Source organism: Chamaesiphon sp. OTE_20_metabat_361, from assembly GCF_031364565.1.
Window position 1 is genome coordinate 1 of record NZ_JANLWO010000578.1, and the last position, 16,806, is coordinate 16,806.

The 16,806-nt window shown below is 45.7% G+C and carries 11 protein-coding genes and 1 pseudogene; 10 read left to right on the forward strand and 2 right to left on the reverse strand.

The features are described 5' to 3' along the window. Positions 1–296: 296 nt before the first annotated feature. The 8 genes from RMO35_RS16625 (at position 297) to RMO35_RS16660 (ending at position 9,845) form a co-directional block, all read left to right on the forward strand. On the forward strand, positions 297–1,664 hold the full coding sequence (locus RMO35_RS16625; RefSeq protein WP_309742433.1) for an ankyrin repeat domain-containing protein: 1,368 nt from the start codon (positions 297–299) through the stop codon (positions 1,662–1,664). Positions 1,665–1,769: 105 nt separating this feature from the next. Further along, positions 1,770–2,978 (forward strand): hypothetical protein, encoded by a 1,209-nt coding sequence (locus RMO35_RS16630; protein ID WP_309742434.1) that lies wholly within the window; start codon positions 1,770–1,772, stop codon positions 2,976–2,978. 59 nt (positions 2,979–3,037) lie between these two features. Further along, positions 3,038–4,492, forward strand: coding sequence for a DUF1822 family protein (locus tag RMO35_RS16635; RefSeq protein WP_309742435.1), 1,455 nt, complete (start codon positions 3,038–3,040; stop codon positions 4,490–4,492). A 126-nt stretch (positions 4,493–4,618) separates the two neighbouring features. After that, the gene (locus RMO35_RS16640) at positions 4,619–7,231 is read left to right on the forward strand and encodes an ABC transporter substrate-binding protein (protein ID WP_309742436.1); all 2,613 of its coding nucleotides are present in this window, start codon (positions 4,619–4,621) and stop codon (positions 7,229–7,231) included. Between the two features lie 137 nt (positions 7,232–7,368). Then, positions 7,369–7,908, forward strand: a complete 540-nt coding sequence (gene petC / locus RMO35_RS16645; protein ID WP_309742437.1) for a cytochrome b6-f complex iron-sulfur subunit — start codon at positions 7,369–7,371, stop codon at positions 7,906–7,908. 123 nt (positions 7,909–8,031) lie between these two features. After that, entirely contained in the window at positions 8,032–9,018 is a 987-nt protein-coding gene (petA, locus tag RMO35_RS16650; protein ID WP_309742438.1) for a cytochrome f, read from the forward strand. Between the two features lie 267 nt (positions 9,019–9,285). Continuing rightward, positions 9,286–9,516 carry a DUF433 domain-containing protein gene (locus RMO35_RS16655; RefSeq protein WP_309742439.1) on the forward strand — a complete coding sequence of 77 codons (231 nt, stop codon included), beginning with the start codon at positions 9,286–9,288 and terminating at the stop codon, positions 9,514–9,516. Next, positions 9,513–9,845, forward strand: coding sequence for a DUF5615 family PIN-like protein (locus tag RMO35_RS16660; protein ID WP_309742440.1), 333 nt, complete (start codon positions 9,513–9,515; stop codon positions 9,843–9,845). Before RMO35_RS16655 ends, RMO35_RS16660 begins: the two co-directional genes overlap by 4 nt. 74 nt (positions 9,846–9,919) lie before the next feature. Here RMO35_RS16660 and glgB read toward each other — a convergent pair whose 3' ends face one another. After that, positions 9,920–12,229 (reverse strand): 1,4-alpha-glucan branching enzyme, encoded by a 2,310-nt coding sequence (gene glgB / locus RMO35_RS16665; RefSeq protein WP_309742441.1) that lies wholly within the window; start codon positions 12,227–12,229, stop codon positions 9,920–9,922. Between the two features lie 298 nt (positions 12,230–12,527). Beyond that, positions 12,528–13,121 (reverse strand): Npun_F5749 family FMN-dependent PPOX-type flavoprotein, encoded by a 594-nt coding sequence (locus RMO35_RS16670; protein WP_309742442.1) that lies wholly within the window; start codon positions 13,119–13,121, stop codon positions 12,528–12,530. A gap of 214 nt (positions 13,122–13,335) precedes the next feature. On the opposite strand from RMO35_RS16670, the gene RMO35_RS16675 reads away from it, so the two are divergent. Next, complete coding sequence (locus RMO35_RS16675) at positions 13,336–15,759, forward strand: LAGLIDADG family homing endonuclease (protein ID WP_309742443.1); 2,424 nt, start codon at positions 13,336–13,338, stop codon at positions 15,757–15,759. Between the two features lie 552 nt (positions 15,760–16,311). Further along, positions 16,312–16,806, forward strand: a pseudogene (locus tag RMO35_RS16680) (ribonucleoside-triphosphate reductase, adenosylcobalamin-dependent); the annotation flags it as partial.

Consider the following 16,806-nt stretch of genomic DNA (forward strand, 5'->3'; position numbering starts at 1 on the left):
AACCTCCCGGCTGCGAGCCGCTGTCTTGACCCAAACACATGCGGAGGGAACCTCCGCGTGATTTGGGTCGCTAAACCGTTGGGGAACCCAACGAGCGCGCATCCGCTAAATCCCCCTTAAAAAGGGGGACTAAGATCCGGATCTTAGCCCCCTGCTTGGTGCAAGCCATGGGTCGGAAACCTCCGCGTGGTTGCATCCGCTTTTTAAGGGGTTTTGGGGGATTTTCTATGGTTTACGCTTAACAAGCTAGACTTCTCAGACATCATCTCGCCAACAGTTTCGAGTTTCCAAAATTTATGATCTCTTCTCAATCTAATCTGTTATTCCTCCAGTCCGCCCGAACGGGCAACTATACGCGAGTGGTTAATGCCCTCAAACGCGGTGCCCAGATAAATGCTACCGATACCGAAGGTACTACGGCACTGATGTTTGCCGCTCAACGTGGCGATACTCAAATTGTCGAGCTGTTGCTCGCCGCTGGTGCGGATGTCAATCTGGGGCGGCGTCAATTTGGGACGACAGCTCTGATGTTTGCTGCTGTTGCCAATCGCTCGGCGGTAGTGGGGCAACTATTGGCAAGCGGTGCGGATGTGAATGCGACCAACGAAGATGGGAGTACGGCGCTGATGGGCGCGACACTGGCTGGCGCTGCGGAAATTGTCGCACTCCTCATCGCGGCTGGTGCTGTGGTGCTGACGATCGATACGGCTGGTGATAATGCGCTAAATATTGCCATCAGTTACAACTATCCGGCGGTAGTGCAGCAATTACTGGCGGCTGGTGCCGATGTGAGCTATCGCCGCCGGGATGGTAAAACGCCATTACTATTAGTACCCGCGTCAGGAGATGCGACGCTAGTTACGCTGTTATTGGCGGCGGGAGCCGATCCGCAAGCGGTGGATGCTGAGGGGGAAAGTTTATTATTGATTGCCGCCGAACGGGGTGATGTCGCCCCGATTCAACTGCTAATCGATGCTGGAGCTGCGATCGATCTCCAAAATCACGAGGGCTGGACGCCGCTAATTGCCGCCACTGCGGCGACGCAAATCGAAATTGTCCGGATCTTACTCGTCGCAGGAGCCAACCCCAATCTCCAATCCGAGGAAGGGGAAACAGCACTGCACCTAGCCGCGATCGAAGGGAATGTGGATCTCCTCCGGCTGCTGATTGGTCGTGGAGCTAAGGTGGATGTGGTTACTAGTCTGGGGGATACTCCCTTGATTTTAGCCGCATTACACGCGCATACAGCTACCGTAGCTGCGCTACTGGAGTCTGGCATGAATCTATCAGCTCATCAACAGGGGGAGATTGCCTTTGGAGTGGCGATCGTCAATGGCTATACCGATATTGCTAAATTACTGATGGCGGCGGGTGTTTCCCCGATCCAAACGTTCAAAGATGGGCAAACGCCGCTGATTATCAGTGCGATCTCCGGTAACTTAGAACTAGTCAAATCTTTAGTTGCCGCAGGTGTACCGCTCGATCTTGCCGATGCTACTGGTGCCACCGCCTTGATGTGGGCGACGCATCGCCAGCAGCCAGAGATCGTCAAATTTTTGCTCGGTGCAGGTGCCAGTCGGACTCATAAAAATCAGGGGGGCTTAACCGCGCTCGATTTAGCGCGGATGAATGCGGATCGTCAATCGATCGATCTGCTGGTTTGATGAAAATATTAGCAAAATTTCTCAAATCTCGATCGATCTGGGCGCATAACGCGATCTCGTCCTCCCAATCGATAATTATTGCTGGCATTTCACCCTCTCACATCTATGCCTCTCAATCTTTTGAGCGTATTTTACCGCGTCCCCATGTGGAAATTAGCCTTTGAGCAAGGATTACCCCGGATTAAGATCTCGTGGCGATGCGATCCTGAAGCGGTTAGTCAGATTGCCCGAGCGGGAAACTTGGAGATTACAGGTATATCGCTAGTCGATCTTTTAGCGGTAAATGCTTATTTCGATCGATTATTGCTCTCCGATTGTCAATTGACAAATCTAGTAGTCACAAATCTGTATCGATTAGCCGCTACCGATGCCAATCCCGGCGGACATAATTGCTGGTTTAATTTTATCACCGCCATGACCTTCAAGGCGGCGCTGCATACTTGGCAAAAAGTGCCCAAATACCAACAGTCAGAAGAATTATTCGAGCGGTTAACTACACCGATTTTAAATCTGCGACAGTTATTCGATCGTTTCGATCCAGAGTATGACCCGAATCTATTAGCGGGACTTCAAGCCTGGACTTATCGGGTTGTTGCTTACAATTCTTTTGCTTATCTCCGCAAGCATGGCGATCCTTATTTTAGATTGTCAAACTTAGGTGTCGTGTCTCGATCGAGTTGGCTGACAATTCGGACGGCAACAATCGGGAATATTGGATCCGATCGGATCGATCCTTATCTTACGGTCTGTAAACTATTTAAAAGCTATTTAGAACGCAAGAAAATTCGAGTTAATAATTTAGAGCTACATCATTGGCAAGAGATCTGCGTCGAAATCAGCTCGAAATCGATTGAAATAACGAGCGATGAATTACGCAGTATAATCGAGCGAATCGGCGGCTGGATTCGCACCCAAGCTAACCCAATTATCGAGAAGTACGAGCCTAATCTACTTATCTCGATCGAAGGTTCAGCCGAACTTTCAGAGCCGGATTCTCTAGATTCAAATGCCCATCTCCGTCAGATTTTTGCTCTGCTCGGGCAATTTATCGGTAGTTTACCTGCTCCCACTCGAAAACTAGTCGAGTTACGCCATCAGCATCAGCTCAATCAAGTCAGTATTGCCAAAATGATGTCGATCGATCAGTCCCAAGTCTCGCGGCAATTGGGCAAAATTTACCTAAACTTACTCGATGTTATGCACTCGCAGATCCCGCATCCCGATGGCATCAAATCACAGAAAAATAGCTTGGCGATCGCGACAGCTCGATCCCTAATAGATAAATATTTTTTAGTCAAAATATCGCCAAGCTAGTTACATAAAGACAAGATCTCTGTTCCAAGTAGTTAGTGGCTCAATCTAATTTAATTTTTATGAGTATCTTCGATCGACAAGTCCAATTATTAAGTGAAATATATCCAGAACACGTCTGGATCGATATCACCGATCTGGCATCTGCCAGCCCACTAGAACTCAGTCGTTATACAATCGATAAAATTAGTAACTACCTCAGCGATTTGGGCTTGGTTGTCAAAGCAGCTTTTCCGACTGAAGAGTTATATCTACCGCTGATTAGTAAAGCTATCGACGGTTTCGGATTATTAATAGCTGGTGTGAGAGTGGCTTTTATCCCCAGCGATAGTATCGATCTAGCTGGCTTTGAGATTCAGCAAGAATGGGTAGATCTGAATAATTGGGCTGCTGATTACTATGTACCGTTCCAACTCGTTGGCGTTGGCGATAGCCTGCCGTCAGGCACAGCCTCTCGGAACGAGAATCGCGAGCATAATTATATCCATTTGTGGGGATTTATTTCTCATCAGTCCGTACAAAAAAAAGCCAATCTCGATCGCACGCTTCGCACCTATGAAGTCGATAGTGCGGATCTAATTGCCGAGCTAGAGCAGCTCTGGCTGAGTTGCGAACTACTAAACGCTGGCGAGTTGACATCCGAGCGAGGATCGGTTTGTGCCTTAGCACCATTATCTGCTTCAGCAGCCACTGCAACAATCGATCGATTACAACAGCATAAATCGGTCTTTTCACCTCGTCTACTGCTACCGTTCGAGGAGTGGGGGGCAATTATGAATACACCTGAGTATTTGTATCTATACGCCCGTCCGCTGCCAGTAATTACCAAGATCTCCAATTGGTTTCGATCGCAAGTTGAGTCGATCGATCGAGTCAGTAACTATATTAATGAAGGCGGCTGGTTGACGATCGATCGAATCGATTGGCAGCCCCAACTTTTACCCGGTTTCTTTCATGCTCACGATCTGAAAGATCTATTTGCCTTTGGGAATACAATATTAAGTACAGAGCAAGAAATTCAGCGCGCAGTTGATAATTTGTATGCCAATCAGAATCCCGCTCGAAAAGTAGATTTACCTGCTAATGTCGATTCACCACTACTGCTACTAACTTATTTAATTCAACATACCACCGATCTCACATTATGCTGGCAAGCCGTAGAATATCTCTGGAAAATCGCGCCAGATAACAATCAAAACTGGCACCGTCGGATCAAAGATCTCGGCTTAGTCATGCAAGGGCACAAGCTGGGATTGATGGTTGCAGCCATCCCCTTACTCGACGGTACTTACACTATTCTCAATCGCGTGTATCCGATCGGTACAGAAGCATGTTTACCACCAAATGTGCAGCTAAATCTCTTCTCAGAAAGTGGCGAACGACTCTATCAAGTTGAAAGCCGAGCGACAGCGATCGACAGTTACATTCAGCTCTATTTTACTGCTAGTGTCGGTAACTTATTTAATGTTTGTATTAGTATGAATGGTACTAGCATCACCGAAGCATTTATCATCTAATTAGAGCCGATCGCCGCTCTAATGTTTGTTACGCAACGTAATAAAACGATCGTGAAAATCGAGCGATGTGCTAGATTACACTGGAGGTACTGAAGAAGTTCCACTCTTTTAGATTCGAGGTTAATAATGAGCCATATTTGGATACTCGATCTCGCCCCTGAAGCCGCCCTAGACTGTCTATCTGCGCGGTTGCGGATCGCCACGATCGACGATAAAACTGGTGCGATAAGTAATCCCCACCATGGTGGTAATGGGACATTAAAGATCGCATCACTAATTAACCTCAATCGTCAAATTATCGATAAGTTTAAATCAGCAACTTGCGAACGCAAATATCTGGGTGGTATTAAGATTCCCGATACAATGATCGACCGGGTTGCCGATCGGCTCGATGAATTGAGAACGGATGTGCGAGAATTTCAGCAATTACTCGATCGCACATTTACACAAGATTCATGGTCGAACATTCGTGAAGGATTACTCCAAAGCTTAATTGGCATCGCCCCGACTGAGCCGATTAGATTGGCAATAATTACGGATGATTATGAACTTCAATCGCTACCGATCGAGAATACCACTTTTATTACCAATGTTTTAGGAAAAAACAATCGCTCTGTTAGTGTGGTATTTTCACCGAGAGAGCAGCAGAAAAAACTGGTATGGACAGATGTGCCCAGGATTTTATTAGTACTCGGTAGCCAAAAAGGGATCGAGCAACCGATCGATATTAATGAAATAAAAAAGTATTTTCCAGCACCAGCTATTTTTGAACTACTATCGCATCCATCCCGCGAACAACTGCTCCGAACGATTAGCGATCGCGTCTTCGATATCATTACGATCATCGGACACAGCCATGCTAATAGTAATGGGAGCGATGGTAAAATTCATATTAATGAAGATCTCAATGAAAACTTTGATGGTATCTCGATTCAACAATTTACGCAACCTTTTAAAAACAGCGTTAATAAAGGGCTAAAATTAGTCATCTTAGCGGGTTGTTCGAGTATTGGTGTCGCGAGAGCTTTAGTTTCCGAACAAATTGGCGTACCGAATGTTATCGCCTTTAGAATTCCCGTTCATTACCAGGTATTGAGACTATTCTTCGAGCGATTACTCGATTACTGGATCGCCCGCGCTCATAGTCTAGAAGTAGCGTTAACTCAAACTAGGGGTGAATTAAAACTCTACGATCGCGATGCGCCGGGGGCATCGATTTTGCCCATTTTATTGACATCGCCGTGGGATATTCCCCTACATTTTCCCAAAAAAATTAGATTGCGCTGGCAAAAAAGAATTCTGCATATAGCGATCTTTCATACCCTATTAACTAGCAAAGCTAAAAGGGTCAAAGTGAAAAAATTATCAATTTTAGGGATTGGGTTAGCTGGGACGATCGCTTGGTGGTACATAGCGCAACCACCCAAGTTAGCGGATGCTTGTAACTTTATCCAAGATGATGGCATTAGCTGTGGTGAAGAGATTTTACTTAAAGCCCCAAATATCCGTCCGCGCGAGGACAAACAAGCTGGTGCTAATGCCATTGCTAATAAAGATTACGATCGAGCAGTCCCACTGCTGACTAAATCTTGGGATGCCAAGCAAGATCCCGAAACACTGATTATGTTAGAAAATGCTAAGCTAAAACGGCAAAATCTGCCAATTAGAAGTATTGCCATTAGTATCCCAGCCTCTGGCTCGACACCCCTGGATATTCCCACAGGAATGTTAAAAGCGGTAGCATTTGCTCAACAACAATGGAATGCCGATTCCAATCATACTTGGAAGTTGCAAGTGGCGATCGTCGATGACAGAAATGACAAATCCTCTGCGCCTAAATTAATCGATAATCTCCTCAATCGCGATATCTTGGCAGGAATCGGTAGCTATTCATCAGAAGTCACCTCCGAGATTAAAAATAGCTACACGCGCAATAATACTGTATTAGTTTCGAGTACTAGTACTGCGACCGAACTCACCAATCTTAAGCCGGGTAATTTCTTCTTTCGAGTCTGTGCGAATAATAAAATATCCGGTAAAGCAATTGCTGACTACTTAAAATCTCATAAGTACACCAAAATTGCTCTATTTCACACTACTGGCAAGAAGTTTAGCGACTCAATGACTAAGGCGCTTAAAGAAAATCTTCAGGGCATTAGTATCGTTGAGGAATCTAACTTTGAACCAACAGGTAATGCGATCGATGTAATTAATAGAGCTAAACAAGCTGGCGCACAAGCCATCGTCTTGATTCCCGATGCCTATACTAGTGAAGCACCAGAGCGCGATCGATTGTTGTCGTTGATTGAGGCGAATAATGGCGACTTACCAATAATTGGTAATGAAGTAGTCAAAGATCAAACTTTATTTACGAGATTTAACGAACGCCAACTTCAGAAACTAGTAATCAGTTTACCGTGGCATTCTTCGACCTATCGTAATAATACGATCGTCGAACCTGCTTTTTGGGGTAATAAAGCTCAACTAGATCATCGCATCGCCATGACATATGATGCGGCGCAAGTAGTCATCCAAGCCTTAGATCGAGTACCGACCGATCGCTCGCCGATGGAGACGCGTGCGGAAATTCAAAAAATCATCAGCAGCAACACCTTTAGCACCCAAGGAATCACCGGAGATGTCAGTTTTACAGGTAGCGATCGCTATCAGTCAATCAATAGTTTAGTACAACCGATCTGTATCCAAACCAAGTGTGCCGGGTTTCAACCAGCGCCATAGCTCCATACCTACCGATCGACACCAAAAAATGTCATAATATCAGATGGTTTCAGCTTGATATAAGATCCCATAACTCTTCGACTGCCTGACACCCGAGTGTTGTGTAAAGATATAAGTAAATAAAATTAATTTAGGTTATGACTCAAATCACTAATTCCGCTGATGTACCAGATCTCGGTCGTCGCCAGTTCATGAATCTGCTCACCTTCGGCACGATTAGTGGCATGGTTCTGGGCGCTGCCTATCCGTTTGTCGCTTACTTCGTTCCCCCGGCTAGTGGTGCGGCTGGTGGTGGTGCGACTGCCAAAGATGCTCAAGGCAATGAAGTCAAAGTCAGCGCATTTTTAGCAGGTAAAGTCAAAGGCGATCGCGAATTGGCACAAGGGCTAAAAGGCGATCCTACTTATATCGTCGTTGCTGACGGCACGATTGTCGATTACGGTATCAACGCGATCTGTACTCACCTCGGTTGTGTGGTGCCTTGGAACAAAGCCGAAAACAAATTTATGTGCCCTTGCCACGGTTCTCAGTACGATGCGGCAGGTAAAATGGTACGTGGTCCCGCGCCCAAATCGTTACCGCTGGTTCATGCAGCCGTCACTGCCAATGATACGATCGCGATTACACCGTGGACAGAAACTGACTTCCGCACAGACGAACCCGCTTGGTGGGCATAAATTAGGCGATAGCTCATCGGTAATGAGCTTCTAGTTTACTGCTGTAGCTACCAGCCACCACCCGTCGCCATTGACTCAACATCCGGATATTATTAATTTTCTTCGTCTGTCATCATCAAACCTATGAAATTCACTTTACTACCAGTTTGGCAACGCAGCCAGCGGCTGTTAACCAAAACATTAGTTATCATGTTGGCTAGTGTTGGCATCCTGTTCGCTAACGATTTTGCCGCGCCCCAATCCGCCGCAGCTTATCCCTTCTGGGCGCAACAAACTTACCCAGCGACACCGCGCGAAGCTACAGGTAGAATCGTCTGTGCCAACTGTCACCTCGCTGCTAAGCCTACCGAGATCGAAGTACCACAGTCTGTCAAACCCGATACCGTGTTTGAAGCAGTCGTTAAAATTCCCTACGACCAGAGCATTCAGCAAGTCACTGGAGATGGTACCAAAGGCCCCCTCAACGTCGGTGCCGTCCTGATGCTACCCGATGGCTTCAAAATTGCTCCCGAAGACCGTCTCTCCCCAGAATTGAAGGAAAAAACCCAAGGTTTATACTTCCAGTCCTACGGTGAAGGTAAAGACAATATGGTGATTATCGGCCCCTTACCCGGCGATAAGTACCAAGAAATCATTTTCCCCGTCCTTTCTCCCAACCCCAAAACCGAAAAAGGAATCTACTTTGGTAAATACCAAGTCCACGTCGGTGCCAATCGCGGTCGCGGACAAGTGTATCCCACTGGTGAGAAAAGTAATAACACCGTCTATAACGCTTCTGTTGCTGGTAACGTAACAACTATCGCCAAGCAAGAAGATGGTAGCACTCAAGTCACCATTCAACCCGCCACTGGCGAAGCCGTCATTGACAAAATCCCGGCTGGCCCCGAACTGCTAATTGCCCAAGGTGCGGCTGTAACTGCCGGACAAGCAATTACCAACAATCCTAACGTTGGTGGTTTCGGTCAAAAAGACATCGAAATCGTCTTACAAAATCCCGATCGTATTCTCGGTCTGATTGCATTTGTCTTTATGATTATGCTATCGCAAATCTTGTTAGTACTCAAGAAAAAACAAGTCGAGAAAGTTCAAGCTGCTGAAATGGAGTTCTAGAAACTACTGTCATTTTAGTAATTAATTAAATGCACTAGTAATTAGAACTAGTGCATTTTTTTGAGTGTAACTTCTCGATCGATACACATTGAAAAGATATAAGGTAGGGGTAATTCATGAATTACCCCTACCTTGTATCTAGATCGATTGCTATCCTGTATATCTGCGATTGCGTTGGCGTAAGCCTGCCGTATGCACAGCATCCCAAAGGTAATCGTGTTAAAATCAACTCAAATCTAAATCCTAAGCCATGCCTACTCTCTAAATATGAACTACCGAGATTACATCACAATCGAACCAAATAAACGTAGTGGCAAACCTTGTGTGCGGGGGTTACGAATTACCGTTTATGAAGTGCTGGAGTACTTGGCTTCTGAGATGACTGAAGCAGAGATTCTCGAAGATTTTCCCGATTTAACTCGGCAAGATTTAAAAGCTTGTATTGCATATGCGGCAGATCGCGAGCGGCGGTTTATTACTGCTCCAATACTTGCATGAAGTTACTTTTCGACGAAAACTTGTCACCTAAGTTACCGCAACGTTTAGCCGATCTGTTTCCAGATTCGCTTCACGTTCGAGATGTAGGGATGAAAGCAACTATCGATCCAATAGTTTGGGATTATGCGAAAGACAATAATTTAGCGATCGTCTCGAAAGATGCGGACATGCACGACCTTAGTTTAGTGTTAGGAAATCCACCGAAGGTTATTTGGCTGAGGCTTGGCAATTGTTCGACATCACAAGTCGAAAATATTTTGCGGCGGGAGTTTGACACGATCGAGTCATTTTTTGCAGATGATAATTTATCGCTACTTGCTTTATCATAGTCCACTAACTTCAAGTACTCCAGAATAAGGGGAGTAGTAATCTACTCCCCCTATTGTCGATATCGAACGCAATTTTATGTACCTTCGATCGCGTTATTGTCTCGCCACTCATAGGCTGCGGCAGTGCGATTGCGATCGAGTTTGAAGATCGATACGCCTAACGGTGGAATACAAATATCTAGCGAGAATTTGCGATTGTGAATCGACCATTCATCCGCCCATTTACCCCCGAGGTTGCCCATATTACTGCCACCATATTTACGCGCATCGCTATTAAATAACTCATGGTAGAAACCGTGTTCCGGCACGCCAATCCGATAGTGAGAATGCGGTTGCGGGGTGTAATTGCAGACGACAATTACACAATCATCGCTATGCTTATCGCGGCGGATAAAGGACACGACACTATGGCGACTATCGGTACAATCGATCCATTCAAACCCAGGCTCCTCAAAGTCTTGAGTGTAGAGTGCAGGTTCGTGACGATAGACATAGTTGAGATCCGTTAAGAACTGACTCATCTGCTGGTGGGCTGGATATTGTAATAAGTGCCATTCCAAATCCGACCAGACATTCCATTCACTCCATTGGGCAAATTCCATCCCCATAAATAGGGTTTTCTTGCCGGGATGGGTAAACATATAGGCATAGAGACAGCGCATATTTGCGAGTTTCTGCCACTCATCACCAGGCATTTTGCCGATGATATTGCTCTTGCCGTGGACTACCTCGTCGTGAGAGAGGGCGAGCATAAAGTTCTCGCTGTGGTTGTACCACATACTAAAGGTAATGTTATTTTGGTGGAACTGACGGAACCAAGGATCCATCTCAAAATAATCGAGCATGTCGTGCATCCAGCCCATGTTCCACTTGAGGTTGAAACCCAAGCCGCCCAGATAAGTAGGCGCGGACACCATCGGCCATGATGTGGATTCTTCGGCGATCGATAAGGCACCAGGGAAGTAACTAAAGATGAGATGATTGGTTTGGCGCAGGAAGTCAGCAGCTTCGATATTTTCCCGTCCGCCGTACTGGTTAGTTACCCATTCTCCAGGCTCCCGACAATAGTCGAGATACAGCATCGAACTGACTGCATCGACGCGAATCCCATCGATATGGTACTTATCAAACCAAAATAACGCGTTGGCGTAGAGGAAATTTCTGACCTCATTCCGTCCGTAGTTAAAGATCAGCGTCCCCCACTCTTTATGCTCGCCGATGCGGGGGTCGGCATGTTCGTACAAGTGAGTACCATCAAAGAAGGGCAAACCGTGCCCATCTTTGGGGAAATGTCCGGGTACCCAATCGACCAATACCCCAATATTAGCTTGGTGACAGCGATCGACAAAATACATGAAATCTTCCGGCGAACCGTGTCGCGATGTCGGCGCATAATAACCCGTCACCTGATAACCCCACGAACCATCGAAGGGATGCTCGGAAATGGGCAACAGTTCGATATGAGTAAATCCTAAATTCTGAACGTAGGGAATTAACTTGTCGGCTAGTTCCCGATATGTCAAAAATCGCGCCCCTGGATTGTAGTCAGAAACAATCACGGCTGGTGAAGTCGTACCGTCAGGTAACTGAGCTGGTTCGCCAGCAGCAGCGTGTAACCAGGAACCTAGATGGCACTCATACACCGAGATCGGTTGACGCAAAAGATCGCTCTGGCGACGCTTTTCGACCCACTCTTCATCTTGCCACTGGTGGACGCTCAGATCGACAACAATCGAGGCAGTTTTGGGGCGAGGTTCTTGCGAAAATCCGTAAGGGTCGGTCTTCTCATAGGGATGACCGTCTTGATTTTTGATCTCATATTTATAAGATGTGCCGACTTTGAGTTCGGGAATGAATAATTCCCAAATCCCATTCTCCCGCCTTGCCATTTGGTGCTTGCGCCCATCCCAGTAATTGAAATCACCGATTACCGAAACGTTGCGGGCATTCGGTGCCCAAACTGCAAAATAGACGCCCTTAATCCCTTCGATCTCGATCGGGTGCGCACCGAGTTTTTCATAAATTCGATGGTGATTTCCTTCTGAAAATAAGTGAATATCAAAGTCACTCAACAACGGCGAGGTAAAAGCATAAGGATCGTAGATGACCCGTTCGTGTCCCCCTTCAGTAATTTTGAGTTGGTAGTTGCTCAATTCGGGTAAATCGATCGTGCAGCTAAAGAAGTGCGGATGATGCTCTGACTGCATCAGATGCTCCTGCCGCGCTTCGGGAATCATCACCGAGACGGACTCAGCATTGGGGATATAACTGCGTACCACCCAAACAGTTTTTCCATTTTCCTTAACTTGGTGAGGGCCTAAAATTTCAAATGGGTTTTGATGTTTGTTTTCGACTATCCGGTCGATCTGTTCTGAGGCAACCATGAATTATTAACCTAAATTGACGCAAAAAGAATAAGTAAATTATTGATAATTAAACAAATTAAAAATCGCTACCAAGCGATCGATTTACAGATAATTATTGTACGGGATTGAGTTCCGATGTTCTCTCTGCCTACTGACTCAACAGCCGATAAGCTGACATTATTGTAGCTTAATTGGGGATAGGGGATTGGGGATTGGGGATAGGGAATAGGGGGTGGATGAATCGGTAATTGGTAATAGTTTGGACGAGTAGATAGTACTGACAACCTAATCCTGTTAATCCTAAAATCCTGGTCGGTTAGGGGTTAATCGATCGCATCTGCCATTCACCACTAATTCGCTCGTATGAGTAGCAATTCTGCGGATCGCCGCGTAATTCTAGATGCACGACTTTTGTAACTTCAAGCAGTAATAGACAGAAATTCGCTGATGGCTGGTGCGGATCTGGTTGGGGTGGATTGAAGGCTTCGGGATCTGTACTCCGATCTGCTCCAGGAGTGCCCCAATCGAACTGAATGCGTCCAGAGTCAGACATCTGCATCCAGGCTTGCTGACGAGCCTTATGGTTGCTAGTATCTGCACATTTTGCTGTAACTAGTTGCAGCGTCCCACTCAATCGAAACTGCTCGCGGGTGGTGGGGAAATACCAACAGACTGCTGCCAAAGGAGATGCACCTGCTAATAAATCTAGAGCTTTCGACGATCGCAGATCCGTCACAGATTGCAGTTGACTTCCCGGTTCTAACCAGCCTCTAAACACCAGCGTGCGATTGTGAGGATGCAAATCCCGATCTACTGTTGCCAGTTGAAAATAACGTGCTTGGGGTGAGCTGCGGTTGCGATGGAGGGCGCGGGCGATCGGCGATCGCCACGGTGGTAGACTATCGTTCACAATGGGGGTTTCAATCTTATCGGTACACATTCAAGTGTAAATGTAGCAAATGAGTAGTAAAAAAGTTTGCAAACTTATTTAACTCGTAGTTCCGCCATTAGAGCGCGATGCGATCGCTAGAAGTAGCGTAAATCTTAGGTTTTGACAAGATTGATTTATCTTGTGTCGATGCCTTATATTACTAATTCTGTTCAGAAATTAACATAGCTCACTCATGGTTAGAGAACTTAACCGAGTTCGTTCCGGATCTGGTTCGAGCGCGGAGATTTCAGCCTCAGCTCAACAACTCGATTTCCCCGCTACAGCACCCACGGCAAATCCTGTCTTCTTTAGAACCTACAGTCGCTTCACTGCTACCGGACGCGAGACATGGCAAGAAGTCTGCACCCGCACCCTCAAAGGCTTAGTCAAGTTAGGTAAACTAACCGACGCAGAAGCCGATATTATCGATCGAATGCAGCGTCAGGTAAAGGCAATGCCGTCGGGACGGTGGTTGTGGGTTGGCGGTAGCGAATGGTTGGAGCAACCCCAGAATTTTTCTGGTGCCTACAATTGTACGAGTACAAATGTCTGTGACTGGGCAGCCTTTGCCCTGATGATGGATTTAGCGATGATGGGTTGCGGAACGGGGGCAATCTTAGAACCAGATCTAATTGGTAAATTACCCGTTGTTAAAAATAAACTCAATATCGCCATTGCTAATGAAATCGGTGGCGTCCCGATCGCGAATCGTCAGGAATTAAGTACCGTTGAAATTGCTGAAAACAAAGCAACAATTCGCGTCGGCGATAGTCGCCAAGGTTGGGTTAATTCTTATAAAATATTACTAGAATTATCGAGCGACAATCGCTTTGATGGTGAGGTGAACGTCTCGATCGACCTGAGCAATGTCCGTCCCGCTGGCGAACAGCTCAAAGGCTTTGGTGGTATGGCAAATCCCGTAAGACTGCCAGAACTTTACGGTCGGTGCGCAGGGATACTAAACAAGGCGGTTGGTAGACAATTAAACTCGGTTGAATGCTGTCTGTTAATCGATGAAGCTGCGGTCACTATTGTCGCTGGAAACATCCGCCGCTGCTTACCTGCTGGTGCTTTAATACATGCTGAATCGGGATTAGTCCCAATTGAAAAAATCAGAATTGGCGATCGAGTTTTAACTAGCAAAGGATTCTACCCAGTCACAAACTTCTTCGACCAAGGCGAACAATCATTGTGTCGAATTAAGACTCAAGATAGTTACTTTGAATGTACGGCAGATCATAAAGTTGCCGTCCTCACGGACATCTATGGCAATTATCGGATGGTGAAAGCCAAAGATCTCCAACCAAACGACAGATTGGTATTCGTGCCCCAATCTATTCCTGGTACGCCAACAGAATTACCAGAATTCAAAGGTGAACTAGCTCCCCATTCCAAACGAATTACTGTCCCTGCACTCACTCCTGATGTTGCCTACTTTATTGGGTATTTACATGGAGATGGTTCGGTTGCTAGCGATGGTTGGCGAGTCAGATTTCGAGTTGCCGAACATCAACAGCAAATTCTCGAAAAGTTAATTAGTGTCGGTAAGTTATTTGGTTTAGATACTCACACACTTACAACACCATTACAGTGCAAAGCGAAAGCTTTTGAGCTGCAATTTAATTCCAGCGTTTTAAACCAATATCTATCTAAATTTAAACAACCTTTTGAAAGCATTTCAGTTCCTGACTGTATATTACTAGGTACAAAAGATATTCGGGAAGCTTATCTTGCTGGATTAGCTGATGCTGATGGTTGCTTTAGTCAGGGCGTATTAGTCGCATCAGTTCATGCGGATTTCTTACGCCAAGTTCAGACTATTTATGCTTCATTAGGCATCACAACTCGCCTATGTGCATCCATTCGGAAACGAACTGGCAAGTGGGAAGGTGAACTAGTAACTGTTGGCGGACGAGCGTTCGACGATACAGCATCGATATTCAACCAACATTCTATAGTATTTGCCGATCGGAGTAAAGAACGTCCTCACTCTTTTAAAGACCACGGATTTCCCAGAAACATGGTCAGACCTTTGGTAAATACTTATCGATATGGTTGGAGCAATCAACAAGAGCAAATGATTGTGCCAACGCTCAAGAAGTTTATTCCTGAAGCGACAGATCTGATTCCTGTTAAAGTCGATTCAGTCGAAATGGATGTTCGCACATCGCATACTTATGATATTGAAGTAGCCAGCATTCATGAATTTGTCTGTGAAGGAATTCTAGTTTCAAATAGTGCCGGAATGCGCCAATTTAATGCTAGCGATACCCTTGGTGCAACTGCCAAAGATAATCTCTGGCAACAAGACGAACATGGTAACTGGAGAATCGATCCAGAACGCGATGCTTTGCGGATGAGCAATCATACCCGTGTTTTCCATCACAAACCCACTTTAGAGGAGTGTGTTGCTGCCGTTCAGAAGCAATATCATTCGGGTGAAGGTGCGATTCAGTGGGCTGGTGAAGCCGTCGCTCGCTCGAATGCCGATCTATTGGATACACCAGACAAGAAACAACACTTTATCGATCTTTATGGGCAGTCACAAGAGCTAGCAAAAGGATATTTAAGGGAGTTGTTAGCTGCATATAAGAATCAGGCTAAGGAACAAATGTAATATAGTACACAGCTTGGCAACGATCGTGAGCTAGTACTCATCAACTATGCAATGGGTCGTTGTGAAGATGAGTAGATATAATACTCTGTGATGATTTGAATTGTGCTAGGATACTTGATTAGCTGTCTAGTGCAGTTAGTCAAGTATCTGATATAGCAAAATTAATGACATTTACTATAAGTAATGAAACAAAGAATATTGTCGATCTAGACATAGAACTAGAACTAGAACATCGAATGTCTAGGTTCGGATTAAATCCGTGTGGTAGATAAATTTGCCTCACTTTAAAAACCCTGCAAAATCGGTGAAAGCTGTGAAATGGTTGTCAATATTTAGATATTAATTAACCTGCTAATACCGAGGTAACTAGAGATATTAAAAAATCTCTAACACCGTAGAGCGTAGAGGATGAAACTGGTGGGTGCCAGAATATAAACCTCCAAGAGTGCGGGGCACTTAACAACTTAAATTAAGTGAAAATGTACGCCGAACTACAGAGAATTTAGAATCTGTAGAACTAGAGGATAAAAAGCCTTTAGGATAACAAAATTGGAGATTCTCGGTACCAACTTCCACTGCAATTTGGGGGAAGTACATTTGAACCAGCTCGATCCAAATAACCACCAAGAACAGCAAGACGCTTTTACGGCTAGTGCCTTGAGCGTTGCTGCATTACTCAACCATAAATTCCAAGAACCACGCTATCAATACAGTCGGGAACTAGATCCGATCGTCGGCGTGTCGTTTACGGGTTTATTTGACTTCTTCGTTCATGCCTTTGGCTCCGAATGGCTCCAGTGGTGGACGGCAGGTCGTCCAGCAACTGCGGCGGGGATTGCTTACAAGCAAAAAGAACATGAATATCTGAACACTTGGCGCGAAATCGTCGAGCAGACAGTGTGGGAATATTGCGATCGACATGGGATCAAACGTCCCAATCGCTGTACCACAGTCCAACCATCGGGTACCAAATCCCTGCTCACTGGTGCCTCTCCGGGCTGGCACGCGCCCAAAGCGCAACGTTTCATCCGCCGGATCACTTTCCGC

Bases quoted from the DNA above. Each gene is read 5' to 3' on its own strand.
- RMO35_RS16625 (WP_309742433.1), top strand. From the start codon at position 297: ATGATCTCTTCTCAATCTAATCTGTTATTCCTCCAGTCCGCCCGAACG.
- RMO35_RS16630 (WP_309742434.1), top strand. From the start codon at position 1,770: ATGCCTCTCAATCTTTTGAGCGTATTTTACCGCGTCCCCATGTGGAAA.
- RMO35_RS16635 (WP_309742435.1), top strand. From the start codon at position 3,038: ATGAGTATCTTCGATCGACAAGTCCAATTATTAAGTGAAATATATCCA.
- RMO35_RS16640 (WP_309742436.1), top strand. From the start codon at position 4,619: ATGAGCCATATTTGGATACTCGATCTCGCCCCTGAAGCCGCCCTAGAC.
- petC (WP_309742437.1), top strand. From the start codon at position 7,369: ATGACTCAAATCACTAATTCCGCTGATGTACCAGATCTCGGTCGTCGC.
- petA (WP_309742438.1), top strand. From the start codon at position 8,032: ATGAAATTCACTTTACTACCAGTTTGGCAACGCAGCCAGCGGCTGTTA.
- RMO35_RS16655 (WP_309742439.1), top strand. From the start codon at position 9,286: ATGAACTACCGAGATTACATCACAATCGAACCAAATAAACGTAGTGGC.
- RMO35_RS16660 (WP_309742440.1), top strand. From the start codon at position 9,513: ATGAAGTTACTTTTCGACGAAAACTTGTCACCTAAGTTACCGCAACGT.
- glgB (WP_309742441.1), bottom strand. From the start codon at position 12,229: ATGGTTGCCTCAGAACAGATCGACCGGATAGTCGAAAACAAACATCAA.
- RMO35_RS16675 (WP_309742443.1), top strand. From the start codon at position 13,336: ATGGTTAGAGAACTTAACCGAGTTCGTTCCGGATCTGGTTCGAGCGCG.